Origin of the sequence: Sporolactobacillus terrae (genome assembly GCF_019930545.1) — a bacterium.
In the GTDB taxonomy this organism is placed as follows: Bacteria; Bacillota; Bacilli; order Bacillales; family Sporolactobacillaceae; genus Sporolactobacillus; species Sporolactobacillus terrae.
This window is the reverse complement of record NZ_CP082837.1, coordinates 2,886,049-2,899,257: the sequence shown is the minus strand read 5'-3', so window position 1 is coordinate 2,899,257 and position 13,209 is coordinate 2,886,049. Positions and strand designations below refer to the sequence as shown.

The 13,209-nt window shown below is 48.7% G+C and carries 7 protein-coding genes, 8 tRNA genes, 2 rRNA genes and 1 other annotated feature (1 of these 18 only partly in view); all 17 genes read right to left on the bottom strand.

Features of this window, described 5'->3' with window-relative positions; all coding sequences use genetic code 11:
• Positions 1-49, bottom strand: a binding site (T-box leader) (it extends 166 nt beyond the left edge of the window).
• Positions 50-114: 65 nt separating this feature from the next.
• The 17 genes from gltX to K7399_RS13735 all read right to left on the bottom strand — a co-directional run bounded on the left by gltX (position 115) and on the right by K7399_RS13735 (position 13,119).
• Positions 115-1,596 (bottom strand): glutamate--tRNA ligase, encoded by a 1,482-nt coding sequence (gene gltX / locus K7399_RS13815; RefSeq protein ID WP_028977317.1) that lies wholly within the window; start codon positions 1,594-1,596, stop codon positions 115-117.
• A gap of 98 nt (positions 1,597-1,694) precedes the next feature.
• Complete coding sequence (gene ispF / locus K7399_RS13810) at positions 1,695-2,198, bottom strand: 2-C-methyl-D-erythritol 2,4-cyclodiphosphate synthase (RefSeq protein WP_028977316.1); 504 nt, start codon at positions 2,196-2,198, stop codon at positions 1,695-1,697.
• 3 nt (positions 2,199-2,201) lie between these two features.
• Positions 2,202-2,891, bottom strand: a complete 690-nt coding sequence (gene ispD, locus K7399_RS13805) for a 2-C-methyl-D-erythritol 4-phosphate cytidylyltransferase (RefSeq protein WP_028977315.1) — start codon at positions 2,889-2,891, stop codon at positions 2,202-2,204.
• Between the two features lie 37 nt (positions 2,892-2,928).
• The gene (locus K7399_RS13800; protein ID WP_028977314.1) at positions 2,929-4,032 is read right to left on the bottom strand and encodes a PIN/TRAM domain-containing protein; all 1,104 of its coding nucleotides are present in this window, start codon (positions 4,030-4,032) and stop codon (positions 2,929-2,931) included.
• 120 nt (positions 4,033-4,152) lie between these two features.
• Complete coding sequence (gene radA, locus K7399_RS13795) at positions 4,153-5,562, bottom strand: DNA repair protein RadA (protein WP_028977313.1); 1,410 nt, start codon at positions 5,560-5,562, stop codon at positions 4,153-4,155.
• A 123-nt stretch (positions 5,563-5,685) separates the two neighbouring features.
• The gene (clpC, locus tag K7399_RS13790) at positions 5,686-8,136 is read right to left on the bottom strand and encodes an ATP-dependent protease ATP-binding subunit ClpC (RefSeq protein WP_028977312.1); all 2,451 of its coding nucleotides are present in this window, start codon (positions 8,134-8,136) and stop codon (positions 5,686-5,688) included.
• A gap of 353 nt (positions 8,137-8,489) precedes the next feature.
• Positions 8,490-8,948 carry a CtsR family transcriptional regulator gene (locus K7399_RS13785; protein WP_028977311.1) on the bottom strand — a complete coding sequence of 153 codons (459 nt, stop codon included), beginning with the start codon at positions 8,946-8,948 and terminating at the stop codon, positions 8,490-8,492.
• Positions 8,949-9,248: 300 nt separating this feature from the next.
• Positions 9,249-9,321 (bottom strand) — tRNA-Ala (locus tag K7399_RS13780).
• Between the two features lie 82 nt (positions 9,322-9,403).
• Positions 9,404-9,477 (bottom strand) — tRNA-Pro (locus tag K7399_RS13775).
• 9 nt (positions 9,478-9,486) lie between these two features.
• Positions 9,487-9,560, bottom strand: a tRNA-Arg gene (locus K7399_RS13770).
• A 12-nt stretch (positions 9,561-9,572) separates the two neighbouring features.
• A tRNA-Leu gene (locus K7399_RS13765) sits at positions 9,573-9,661 on the bottom strand.
• Between the two features lie 10 nt (positions 9,662-9,671).
• A tRNA-Gly gene (locus tag K7399_RS13760) sits at positions 9,672-9,746 on the bottom strand.
• Between the two features lie 15 nt (positions 9,747-9,761).
• Positions 9,762-9,836: transfer RNA gene (locus K7399_RS13755), tRNA-Lys, on the bottom strand.
• Positions 9,837-9,844: 8 nt separating this feature from the next.
• Positions 9,845-9,917: transfer RNA gene (locus tag K7399_RS13750), tRNA-Thr, on the bottom strand.
• A gap of 7 nt (positions 9,918-9,924) precedes the next feature.
• A tRNA-Val gene (locus K7399_RS13745) sits at positions 9,925-9,997 on the bottom strand.
• A 5-nt stretch (positions 9,998-10,002) separates the two neighbouring features.
• Positions 10,003-10,119: ribosomal RNA gene (gene rrf / locus K7399_RS13740) — 5S ribosomal RNA — on the bottom strand.
• Positions 10,120-10,191: 72 nt separating this feature from the next.
• Positions 10,192-13,119: ribosomal RNA gene (locus tag K7399_RS13735) — 23S ribosomal RNA — on the bottom strand.
• Positions 13,120-13,209 lie beyond the last annotated feature (90 nt).

Genomic DNA, 13,209 nt, shown 5'->3' with positions numbered 1-13,209 from the left:
TCTCTGTCCGGGTGCACAGATCTCTACTTAACCTCGTCATCGTTCGTTTACTAACACATTATGCGTGTTGCGGAAAAACGTCTCCTTCAGGGATCGGCTTTCTGCCTGAACAGCTCAAACGGTCTGTTCTGATGAAAGATAGGTTTCCAGACGTTTGAGTACAAGTTCTTTTCCGAGCAGCTCAAGCGCTTCAGGAAGTTCCGGACCATGCTGCGACCCGGTTGCAATCACGCGAATTGGCATATACAGTTTCCAGCCGCGCTGCTTCGTTTCCTTTTGTGTCACTTTGATCTTCGGTGCAATCGCTTCGGCTGTCCATTCCGGCAGGTTACGCAGCTCGCGGTCAAAGACCGTCAGGACATCTTTCACTTGCTCGCCTTCAAGAATCTTCTGCTCGTCCTTGGTCAGATCCGTTTTAACAAGATCATGATTAAAGAACATGTCGCACAAGTTGACAATGTTTGCACCATAGTGCAGCTGTTCTTGATATAGAAGGACAACTTTTGTCGCCCATTCGCGCTGCTCATCCGTCATATTGGCAGGAACTAAGCCTGCATCAATAAGGTACGGCAGTGTCATTGCAACATAGTCTTCTTTGGACATCTTCTTAATATACTGCCCATTCATCCATTCAAGTTTTGACTTGTCGAACATTGCCGGCGATTTGCTTAACCGGTCGGCATCAAACAGTTTGATAAATTCATCACGCGAGAATAGTTCTTCTTCGCCCTTTGGCGACCAGCCGAGCAAAGTGATGAAGTTGAACAATGCCTCCGGAAGGAAGCCAAGATTCTTATACTGTTCGATAAACTGAACGATGCTGTTATCGCGTTTGCTCAATTTCTTATGATTTTCGTTGACGATCAAGGTCATATGACCGAAAACCGGTGGTTCCCAGCCAAAGGCCTGGAACAAGAGTATCTGTTTCGGTGTATTAGAGATGTGTTCTTCACCGCGAAGAACATGCGTCATCTTCATCAAGTGATCGTCAATAACGACCGCAAAGTTATAGGTCGGCACACCATTTTGCTTGACGATCACAAAATCGGTAACGTCATTTGAGTCAAAAGCTAGATGACCTTTGACAATGTCGTCAAACTCAATTTTCTGATCGTCAGGAATACGAAAACGGATCGTCGGCTTCCTGCCTTCAGCTTCGTACTGTGCGATTTGTTCCGGAGTCAGATGACGGCATTTTCCTGAATAGCCCGGTGTATGCCCGCTTGCCATCTGTTCTTCGCGTTCCGCCTTCAATTCCTCAGGCGTGCAGTAGCACTTGTAAGCAAGTCCTTTTTCGAGAAGCTGTTCGTAATACTTTTTATAGATATCGAGACGTTCCATTTGGCGGTAAGGTCCGTATGCTCCGCCGACATCGACACTTTCATCCCATTCAAGGCCAAGCCACTTCAAATAGTTAAGCTGACTTTCTTCCCCGCCCTCAACGTTACGTTTTTGGTCGGTGTCTTCAATACGAATAATAAATTTGCCGCCGGCATGGCGTGCAAAAAGATAATTAAAAATTGCGGTACGCGCATTTCCGATATGCAGAAAGCCTGTCGGACTCGGCGCATAGCGTACCCTGACTTCTTCTGTCAACGCATTCACCACTTTCTGTTATTCATTTTTATTTTAGCACGTTCTACGCAATGGTTGTCCATCAAATGCATGAAAAAGCAAAAGAAACTGTGCAAATTCTATCGCGTAATAATGGATTCTTCTTCAGGTGTCATTTTTTCAACAAGACAAATGGCTTCTGCCGCGATTCCTTCGCCTCTGCCGGTGAAGCCCAGCTTCTCTGTTGTCGTCGCTTTGACGTTAATCTGATCCTCCGAAAGGTTCAAAACGCGTGCAATCACTTGGCACATCTCGCCAATATAAGGGGCCAGCTTCGGTTTCTGGACAATGACCACGCTGTCAACGTTGCTGATCACAAAACCCTTGGCGCGCACGATACCGGCGACTTCAGCGAGCAGCTGCTTGGAGTCTGCATCTTTATAAGCTTCATCAGTATCCGGAAAATGCTTGCCTATATCGCCTTCTGCAACGGAACCGAGCAGCGCATCGCTGATCGCATGAAGCAGAACATCGGCATCCGAATGACCGACGAGTCCCCGTTCGTAGGGGATCGTGACACCGCCGATAATCAAATCGCGATTCTCTGCGAATTGGTGAACATCAAAACCATGACCAATTCTCATCGGTTATTTCTCCTCTCTCTCCATGAACAGCTGCGCGATCAGCAGGTCTTCCGGGGTTGTCAGCTTGATATTGCGATAACTTCCTTCAACCACAGCAACCGGCATCCCGAGCCGTTCAACTAATGACGCGTCATCCGTGCCCATAAAATGTACGGCAGCACTCTGTTGATGTGCTTCTCGGATCACGGATAATCGAAAAGCCTGCGGGGTTTGTGCCGCCCACAAGCTTTTTCTTTCTAATGTTTTCTCAACTTTTAATTGAGCCGCCTGCTTTATCGTATCCTTGACAGGAACTGCAAGCAACGCAGCACCATATTCCTGGGCTGATTCAACCGCTTTGGCAATGCACGCATGCGTGATGAACGGACGTGCACCGTCATGAATCAGAACAATCATCTTCGGGTCTTGAGGCAGTCGCTCAAGCCCTGAATAAACACTTTCCTGACGTTCTTTTCCACCTTCTGCAAAAGCTCTTACTTTTGCCAAATGATAGTGCTGGACTAATGTGCGGAATTGATCCGCTTCATCAGCGCGTGTAACGAGAACAATACCGGAACACATAGGATCCGTCTCAAAAACACGCAGCGTCCGCACAATTACCGGTGTCCCTGCTAAATCGAGCAGCACTTTATTTGTGCCGGCACCCATTCGCCTTCCTTGACCTGCGGCGAGAACAACCACTTGATAGTCCAATCTGATACGGCCTCCGAATTGAAGGCAATCCACTACCTCAGAGTGCCTTCTCAAGCAATTTAGGCTTGGCAAAGATCATTCGGCCAGCAGATGTTTGCAAAACACTGGTAATGATGACGTCAATCGTCTTGCCTATATACCTATGTCCTTCTTCTACCACAATCATTGTCCCATCGTCAAGGTAGCCAACCCCTTGATTCTGCTCTTTTCCATCCTTGATTACTTGCACGCGCAGTTCCTCACCTGGAAGAACAACCGGTTTCACTGCATTTGCCAGATCATTGATGTTAAGTACCGGCACTTTCTGAAATTCACAAACTTTGTTCAGATTAAAATCATTTGTCACCACAATCCCGTCGATTTCTTTAGCCAAACGAACAAGCTTGCTGTCCACTTCGGTAATGTCGTCATAATCGCCTTCATAAAGATCAACGTGAATTGAATGATCTTTTTGAATTTTATTCAGAATGTCCAGGCCGCGTCGGCCGCGGTTTCGTTTCAACACATCCGATGAATCAGCAATGTGCTGCAACTCCTCCAGAACAAAATGCGGGATAACCATTGTCCCTTCAAGGAAACGCGTTTGGCAGATATCGGCAATCCGCCCATCAATAATGACACTGGTATCAAAAATTTTGTAAGGAATGTAGTCGGTAGCTTGCGTATTTTCTGCACGCAAATCTTTCTTCTTATCTTTTGTTTTGGACGGCAGCCGGAAAAGGCTGATCAGCTCGTCACGCTTTTTAAAGCCAACTTGAAAGAAAAAGTAACCGAGAAAAATATAGATAAAGATTCCCAGTATCGTACCGATCCCTCCAGGCAGACTCGACAGCGGCAACTGAATTAAGAATGCAATCACTAAGCCTAATCCAAGTCCCAATGTACCGAATAAAACATCGGTCACCGGTGCCTTGATGATCCGATCTTCAAAGGCTTTAATCAGATGTACCAATGAGTCCACAAACAAAAAGGATAAAAATGCCATGATCACCCCGCCAACCACCATACCGGCAAAAGGCGAGCTGATCCATCTCGGCGTGCCGCTTCCTAAATTTAATAGAAAAATGATTTTCGGTAGATAGACAAAGCCAAGTGTACCGCCAATTAATACAAAGAATAGTTGAATTACCCGTTTTATCATTTCCATTCACCTCCCCAACACATTATAGACAAATTACAAAAATCAAAACTTGCTGTTTTTCAAGATGTTCACTTTTTTTCATGCCGCACCTCTTGCTTCTTCTTTTCATCGCACAGATGTTTAAAAATCAGATGGAAAAAAATCAGGCTCTGGAGCGGCTTCGCGTTCGGTCCCCAAGGCTAATTTAATCGCCTGAGCAAGAGAGTCGACACCGATCACGGAAACGCCATCCGGTATGGACCAACCGCCAAGATTCTTAGACGGGACAAAAATACGCGAGAAACCAAGCTTAGACGCTTCGTTGATCCGTTGGTCAATACGCGAGACGCGCCGTACCTCGCCGGTCAAACCGACTTCGCCGACAAATGCATCGGTTACTTTCGTCGGACGGTTGTTAAAACTGGAAGCAATACTTATAGCAACAGCAAGATCCACTGCCGGTTCGTCAAGTTTCACGCCGCCGGCCACATTGATGTATGCGTCTTGATTTTGCAGCAGCAAACCCACCCGTTTCTCCAGCACGGCCATTAGCAGGGCAATGCGGTGATTGTCGAGACCTGCCGCCATACGGCGTGGATTGCCGAAGCTTGTCGGTGTGACTAGTGCTTGGACTTCAACCAAAAGAGGACGTGTTCCCTCCATTGAGGCTGTGACTGCCGAGCCCGCCGCCCCTTTTGCTCGTTCTTGCAGAAAGATTTCCGAAGGATTGGCGACCTCAACAAGCCCACCTTCCTTCATTTCGAATACTCCCATTTCATTCGTTGAACCAAAGCGGTTTTTAACCGCCCTAAGAATACGAAAGGTGTGATGGCGTTCTCCTTCAAAATATAATACAGTGTCCACCATGTGCTCAAGTGTCCTTGGTCCTGCCAAAGCGCCATTCTTGGTCACATGCCCGACAATGAAAACAGCGATGCCTTGCTGCTTGGCGAGTCTAAGCAGATATGCGGTGCACTCCTTGACTTGGGAAATACTTCCTGGTGCGGACGAAAGTTGCGAATTATAGATCGTCTGAATCGAATCAATGATCATAATTTCCGGATTTACCTGTTCGATTTGACGCTCAATCTGACCGATATCGGTTTCAGCAAGTACATAAAGTGCTTCAGAAGAGACTCCGAGTCGTGTTGCCCGCATTTTTGTCTGTCGAACGGATTCCTCACCGGAAATATAAAGGACGCGGTGCCCGCCACGTGCCAGTTGGTCGGAGGTTTGCAGCAGCAGGGTCGACTTCCCGATCCCAGGATCACCGCCGACGAGCGTCAGCGAAGCAGGAACAACGCCTCCGCCGAGGACACGATTCAGTTCAGTCATCCCCGTCTTAATGCGAGGTTCTTCTTCCAGAACGACCTCAGTCAATCGGAAAGGCATGCTTACCGTTCCGCTGCCTTGCCTCAACCCAGGCGCAGCCGGTCTGATGATTTCCTCAACCAATGTGTTCCATTGCTGACAGCCGGGACATCGGCCCATCCATTTTGGACTCTCGTAGCCACACTCTTGGCAAATAAAAACGGTTTTGTTTTTTGCCATCGGATCACTTACCTTTCTCTGTTCTGAAACTGAAAAAACTTCTCAAAATAAGCAAAGAAGCCAAGGCTTTATCAAAACTTTGGCTTCTTTAACATCATAACGAAACGTTGTTTTGGCGGACACTCAGGATTTCAGTACGGCTTCTTCCTTTTTCTGATTCACCGAGTATTCTCCATCTTGATAATCGATGACAACGTTCGTCCCTTTCTTAATATTGCCCTTCAACAACTCTTCAGACAATTTGTCTTCGACCTTGCGCTGCAATGCCCGGCGCAGCGGGCGCGCCCCGTATTCAGGATCGTAGCCCTCTTCAACAATCTGTCGTTTTGCCGCATCCGTCAGATCAATTTGTATGCCTTGATTTGACAGTCGATTTCTCAACTGATCGGCAAGTAAAGTGACAATCTCCATCAGTTCTTCCTTCTTCAGTTCATGGAAGACAATAATTTCATCAATTCGGTTCAAGAATTCCGGACGGAACGCACGTTTCAGTTCGCCCATAACCCGTTCTTTCATTTCTTTGTACTCATGACCTTCTTCATCCACTGAGAAGCCCACATACTTATTCTTTTTTAATTGGCTTGCGCCAACATTTGAGGTCATAATAATTGCCGTGTTGCGAAAATCGACTGTCCGGCCCTTTGAATCCGTTAAACGTCCGTCATCAAGCACTTGAAGCAAAATATTGAATACATCCGGATGTGCTTTTTCGATTTCGTCAAACAAGATCACCGAATAAGGCTTTTGACGTACCTTTTCTGTAAGTTGTCCGCCTTCATCATGACCAACATAACCTGGCGGCGATCCAACGAGCCGTGATGTTGTATGCTTCTCCATGTACTCGGACATATCGATACGTATGATCGACTCCTCGTCACCAAACAGCGTTTCAGCAACCGCACGCGCAAGCTCCGTCTTGCCGACACCGGTTGGTCCGAGGAAAATAAAGGAGCCGATCGGCCGTTTCGGATCTTTCAATCCAGCCCTCGCCCGGCGAATCGCATGAGAAATCGCATTGATCGCTTCATTTTGTCCGATGACGCGCTCATGTAGAATGGATTCCATGTTCAGCAGCCGTTCGCTCTCTTTTTGCTCCATTTTGACAACCGGAACACCGGTCCAGTTCGACACAACAAGTGCTACGTCGTCAGGAAGGACTTGCGTATTTTCTTTGCCCTGCTTTTCTTTCCATTCTTTTTTGCAGCGATCAACCTGTTCTTTCAGCTTCTGTTCCTGATCGCGAAGTGAGGCTGCTTTTTCAAATTCCTGGCTTTGCACCGCGGAGTCTTTTTCTTTTTTAACCGACTCAAGATGCTGTTCCAGTTCCTTTAGGTTCGGCGGAGCCGTGTAGGAACGCAACCGAACTTTTGATGCTGCCTCATCAATCAAATCAATCGCTTTATCCGGCAAGAAACGATCCGAGATGTAGCGGTCGGACAAGCGAACCGCCTCTTTGATCGCTTCATCTGTAATCTTTACGCGGTGATGTGCTTCATAGCGATCGCGCAGCCCTTTCAAAATCTGAATGGATTGGTCCTTTGTCGGTTCCTTGACCTTGATCGGCTGGAAACGTCTTTCCAAAGCCGCGTCTTTTTCGATGTACTTTCGGTATTCATCAAGTGTCGTGGCACCGATGCACTGCAGCTCGCCGCGAGAGAGTGACGGTTTCAAAATGTTCGAAGCATCGATCGCTCCTTCCGCACCGCCTGCGCCGATCAGCGTATGCAGTTCATCAATAAACAGAATGACATTGCCGGCTTGACGAATTTCGTCCATTACCTTTTTTAAGCGGTCTTCAAACTCGCCGCGATATTTTGTTCCGGCGACAACTGTTCCCATATCTAAAGTCATGACCCTTTTTTCCCTTAGGATTTCCGGGACTTCATTGTTTACAATTTCTTGTGCCAGCCCTTCAGCTACTGCTGTTTTACCAACACCAGGTTCACCAATCAGAACAGGGTTGTTCTTCGTACGGCGGCTGAGGACTTCAATCACACGCTCAATTTCTTTGCTTCGTCCGATAACCGGATCAAGAGAGCCGTCACTGGCCATTGCGGTCAAGTCACGTGCCAAACTGTCCAGCGTCGGCGTGCTCGCATGCGAGGCATTTCGTCCCTGGGCACTGCCTGAGTTCGCTTCATGGCTGCCGAGAAGCTGCAGAACTTGTTGGCGTGCTTTATTTAAACTGACCCCAAGATTATTCAAGACTCGGGCAGCAACTCCCTCGCCCTCGCGGATCAGCCCGAGCAGAATATGCTCCGTTCCCACGTATGAATGCCCGATTTTTCTTGCCTCATCCATCGAAAGTTCAATAACGCGCTTTGCACGCGGTGTGTAGTGCGGGGTCTGTACCTCATCCGTGCCTCTGCCGATTAATGCTTCGACTTCCTTCTGGATTTTTTCAGGATCCAGATTCAAAGCAAGCAGCGCTTTGGCAGCGATACCGTCGCCCTCACGTACGAGGCCGAGCAGAATATGTTCTGTTCCAATATTATTATGCCCAAGACGCATCGCCTCTTCCTGTGAAAGCGCGAGTACTTTTTGAGCGCGTTCTGTAAATCGTCCAAACATCATAACGGTGGCCTCCTTTAGTTGCTGTTTCTTGTCACTGGCCTTAGTCAATCAATACGGTTTCAAAAAACCTTTACCTGTACACTATTCATTAAAAGGTCATTTTGATCTTTCTCCACCTGTTTTTTCGGAATGAAACAGCTAATGAACACTCACAAGACGCCGGTATCTAATACTATTCGGCAGCAGGACTACCAAATCCTCTTTGCACTGAAAAAAGATGCCAACGCTGAGCAATGGACAGCTCACTGTGCGGGTCTGCTGCTCATTCCTAATTTAGTATATTATTATAGCCAAACAAAAAGGTATTTACCAAGATGAGGCCTCCAAGTATTCTGCAACGCTGAGACAGAAGCTCATCTGCTGTATGTGAGTGAGCGAAGCATTGCCTTCATAAGATTCGCTCGCAGCTCATCCCTTAGAGGGATATCTATGTTAATCGCTGTATGATTCATAACCGTCATCATCAATCGTGCTTCGCGGTCGCTGAGCACATCTTCCTCAAGCAGATGCATGACAATCGATTCCGCCATACTTTGTGTTAACCGATAGCCGATGAGGCCAATCATTTCATCAATCAGTTCTGCGTCGGTAACCGGGCGCACCTTGACGACTTGAATATAGCCACCGCCGCCGCGCTTGCTTTCGACAACATAACCGCGCTCAATGGAAAAACGCGTCTTCAAAACATAGTTGATCTGTGAAGGGACACATTGAAACTTTTCCGCCAATTCACTTCGCTTCAACTTGATGATATCATTCGAATCGAGAATTTCTTTAATATACTTCTCAATAATATCAGAGATATTTCTCACCGTAGCACCCTCCCTGACTTTGACTAACTTTGACTATAACTTTATTATGTATGATTTTCAGGAAATAATCAACTGAACAAGCGATTTATTACGTCTAAACACCACAGTTTTGAAAAATACTCAACCACTCATCAGATGCTTATTTTCTCATCGTAAAAACCCATTTACAGGTACAAGCAGATCGATAAAGCAAAATCATAAACTTTCTTTTTATCTGTAAAAAAGCAGCGTTCCTCAGTAAAAAACAGGAACGCTGCTTCAGCTGTTTCAATCAGCCGATTGGCTAACAATTAATTTAAGTGGAGCCTAGGGGGATCGAACCCCTGACCTCCTGCGTGCAAAGCAGGCGCTCTCCCAGCTGAGCTAAGGCCCCATTTATGAAATACACAATAAATTGAGTCGTTACCGACCTACAAAAATAATGAGAATAACCTGTCCATTATTTTTGCAAAAAATCGGGAAGACAGGATTTGAACCTGCGACCCCCACGTCCCGAACGTGGTGCTCTACCAAGCTGAGCCACTTCCCGATAAATCAATGCGCCCTAGAGAAGTCGAATCCCTAACCTTCTGATCCGTAGTCAGACGCTCTATCCAATTGAGCTAAGGGCGCAAATAACTGAAATGGTGCCGAGAGCCGGACTCGAACCGGCACGGTAGTCACCTACCGCAGGATTTTAAGTCCTGTGCGTCTGCCAATTTCGCCATCCCGGCATAGATAAAATGGAGCGGAAGACGGGATTCAAACCCGCGACCCCCACCATGGCAAGGTGATGTTCTATCACTGAACTACTTCCGCATAATAATAAACAGATGGTGAGCCACGAAGGATTTGAACCTTCGACCCTCTGATTAAAAGTCAGATGCTCTACCCCTGAGCTAGTGGCTCATTCACAGTGCCGGTCAGAGGACTTGAACCCCCAACCTACTGATTACGATTCAGTTGCTCTACCAATTGAGCTAGACCGGCATAAAAATGGAGGATATAGGGCTCGAACCTATGACCCTCTGCTTGTAAGGCAGATGCTCTCCCAGCTGAGCTAATCCTCCGCAATGCCTGGCAGTGACCTACTCTCACAGGGGGACAGCCCCCAATTACCATCGGCACAGAAGAGCTTAACGACCGTGTTCGGGATGGGAACGGGTGTGACCTCTTCGCTATAACCGCCAGACTTAAACCGGCTCTCACGAGCCTTCAAAACCGGTAACGAAAACTTCAAAGTCATTCATCCAATTGTTTGTTTTGGGTTAAGTCCTCGACCGATTAGTATCTGTCCGCTTCACACGTCACCGTGCTTCCACTCCAGACCTATCAACCTCATCATCTCTAAGGGGTCTTACTGATTAAAATCATGGGAAATCTCATCTTGAAGGGGGCTTCATGCTTAGATGCTTTCAGCACTTATCCCGTCCACACATAGCTACCCAGCGTATGCTCCTGGCGGAACAACTGGTACACCAGCGGTGTGTCCATCCCGGTCCTCTCGTACTAAGGACAGCTCTTCTCAAATTTCCTACGCCCGCGACGGATAGGGACCGAACTGTCTCACGACGTTCTGAACCCAGCTCGCGTACCGCTTTAATGGGCGAACAGCCCAACCCTTGGGACCTACTTCAGCCCCAGGATGCGATGAGCCGACATCGAGGTGCCAAACCTCCCCGTCGATGTGAACTCTTGGGGGAGATAAGCCTGTTATCCCCAGGGTAGCTTTTATCCGTTGAGCGATGGCCCTTCCATGCGGTGCCACCGGATCACTAAGCCCGACTTTCGTCCCTGCTCGACTTGTAGGTCTCGCAGTCAAGCTCCCTTGTGCCTTTACACTCTGCGAATGATTTCCAACCATTCTGAGGGAACCTTTGGGCGCCTCCGTTACCTTTTAGGAGGCGACCGCCCCAGTCAAACTGCCCGCCTGACACTGTCTCCGAACCGGATCACGGTTCAGGGTTAGAATGTCGATATCGTCAGGGCAGTATCCCACCGATGCCTCCACCGAACCTAGCGGTCCGGCTTCCAAGGCTCCTGCCTATCCTGTACAAACGATACCCACATCCAATATCAAGCTGCAGTAAAGCTCCATGGGGTCTTTCCGTCCTGTCGCGGGTAACCTGCATCTTCACAGGTACTATAATTTCACCGGGTCTCTCGTTGAGACAGTATCCAAATCGTTACACCTTTCGTGCGGGTCGGAACTTACCCGACAAGGAATTTCGCTACCTTAGGACCGTTATAGTTACGGCCGCCGTTTACTGGGGCTTCAATTCAAAGCTTCTCCCCGAAGGGATAACCTCTCCTTTTAACCTTCCAGCACCGGGCAGGTGTCAGCCCCTATACATCACCTTACGGTTTAGCAGAAACCTGTGTTTTTGGTAAACAGTCGCTTGGATCTTTTCACTGCGGCTCTCCGGACCCGAAGGTCCTTCGAGCACCCCTTCTCCCTAAGTTACGGGGTGATTTTGCCGAGTTCCTTAACGAGAGTTCTCCCGAGCGTCTTAGAATTCTCTTCTTGCCCACCTGTGTCGGTTTGGGTACGGGCACCGTTTCACTCGCTAGAGGCTTTTCTTGGCAGTGTAGGATCAGGCGCTTCGGTACTTAAGTTCCCTCCTCATCACCGCTTGGCCACAAGCAGCGGGATTTGCCTCGCTGCAAGCCTCACGGCTTGAACGCACGCTTCCATCCGTGCGCTCGCCTTACCTTCCTGCGTCCCCCCATCACTCAAACGTGAAACGCTGGTACAGGAATATCAACCTGTTGTCCATCGCCTACGCCTTTCGGCCTCGGCTTAGGCCCCGACTAACCCTGAGCGGACGAACCTTCCTCAGGAACCCTTAGGCTTTCGACGGAGAAGATTCTCACTTCTCTTTTCGTTACTCATACCGGCATTCTCACTTCCAAACGCTCCAACATGCCTCACGGCACATCTTCAATGCCCTTGGAACGCTCCCCTACCATGACCTGACGGTCATCCGCGACTTCGGTGCTGTGCTTAGCCCCGTTACATTTTCGGCGCGACGCCACTCGACCAGTGAGCTATTACGCACTCTTTAAATGGTGGCTGCTTCTGAGCCAACATCCTGGTTGTCTGGGCAACGTCACATCCTTTCCCACTTAGCACAAACTTAGGGACCTTAGTCGGCGGTCTGGGCTGTTTCCCTTTCGACGACGGATCTTATCACTCGCCGTCTGACTCCCGGACGTAAGGGCTTGGCATTCGGAGTTTGACTGAACTCGGTAATCCTGTGGGGACCCCTTATTCAATCAGTGCTCTACCTCCAAGTCTCACTCATCCGAGGCTAGCCCTAAAGCTATTTCGGGGAGAACCAGCTATCTCCGTGTTCGATTGGCATTTCACCCCTACCCACACCTCATCCCCGCATTTTTCAACATGCGTGGGTTCGGGCCTCCATTCAGTGTTACCTGAACTTCACCCTGGACATGGGTAGATCACACGGTTTCGGGTCGACAACCCTAAACTCATTCGCCCTATTCAGACTCGCTTTCGCTGCGGCTCCGCCTCTTCAGCTTAACCTTGCTTAGAATCGTCACTCGCCGGTCCATTCTACAAAAGGTACGCTGTCACCCCCGAAGGGGGCTCCAACTACTTGTAAGCACACGGTTTCAGGATCTCTTTCACTCCCCTTCCGGGGTGCTTTTCACCTTTCCCTCACGGTACTGGTTCACTATCGGTCACTGGGGAGTATTTAGCCTTGGGAGACGGTCCTCCCGGATTCCGACGGGGTTTCTCGTGTCCCGCCGTACTCAGGATCCACTCCGGAGTGTACGTTCCGTCGGCTACAGGGCGTTTGCCTTCTCTGGCCGACCCTTCCAGGTCGTTCGCCTGAAACGTACATTTGTAACTCCATGCGGAGTGTCCTACAACCCCAAAGGGCAAGCCCTTTGGTTTGGGCTGTTTCCCTTTCGCTCGCCACTACTCAGGAAATCGCATTTGCTTTCTCTTCCTCCGGGTACTGAGATGTTTCAGTTCCCCGGGTCTGCCTTACTCTGCCTATGGATTCAGCAGAGCATGCTATCCGTTCAGGATAGCGGGTTCCCCCATTCGGAAATCTTCGGATCAAAGCTTACTTACAGCTCCCCGAAGCGTATCGGCGTTCGTTCCGTCCTTCATCGGCTCCCAGTGCCAAGGCATCCACCGTGCGCTCTTTATAACTTAACCACTTGACGGAATGATGAGCGGTGAATCTCTTTGTCGGCTTGTGTCCGATTCTCGGGCACGATACCTCCTCGATCTTCTTGCTTTTCATTC

What these genes read in the sequence shown, in the direction of transcription:
- ispF (WP_028977316.1), bottom strand. Translation starts at nt 2,198, where the DNA reads ATGAGAATTGGTCATGGTTTTGATGTTCACCAATTCGCAGAGAATCGC.
- K7399_RS13800 (WP_028977314.1), bottom strand. Translation starts at nt 4,032, where the DNA reads ATGATAAAACGGGTAATTCAACTATTCTTTGTATTAATTGGCGGTACA.
- radA (WP_028977313.1), bottom strand. Translation starts at nt 5,562, where the DNA reads ATGGCAAAAAACAAAACCGTTTTTATTTGCCAAGAGTGTGGCTACGAG.
- clpC (WP_028977312.1), bottom strand. Translation starts at nt 8,136, where the DNA reads ATGATGTTTGGACGATTTACAGAACGCGCTCAAAAAGTACTCGCGCTT.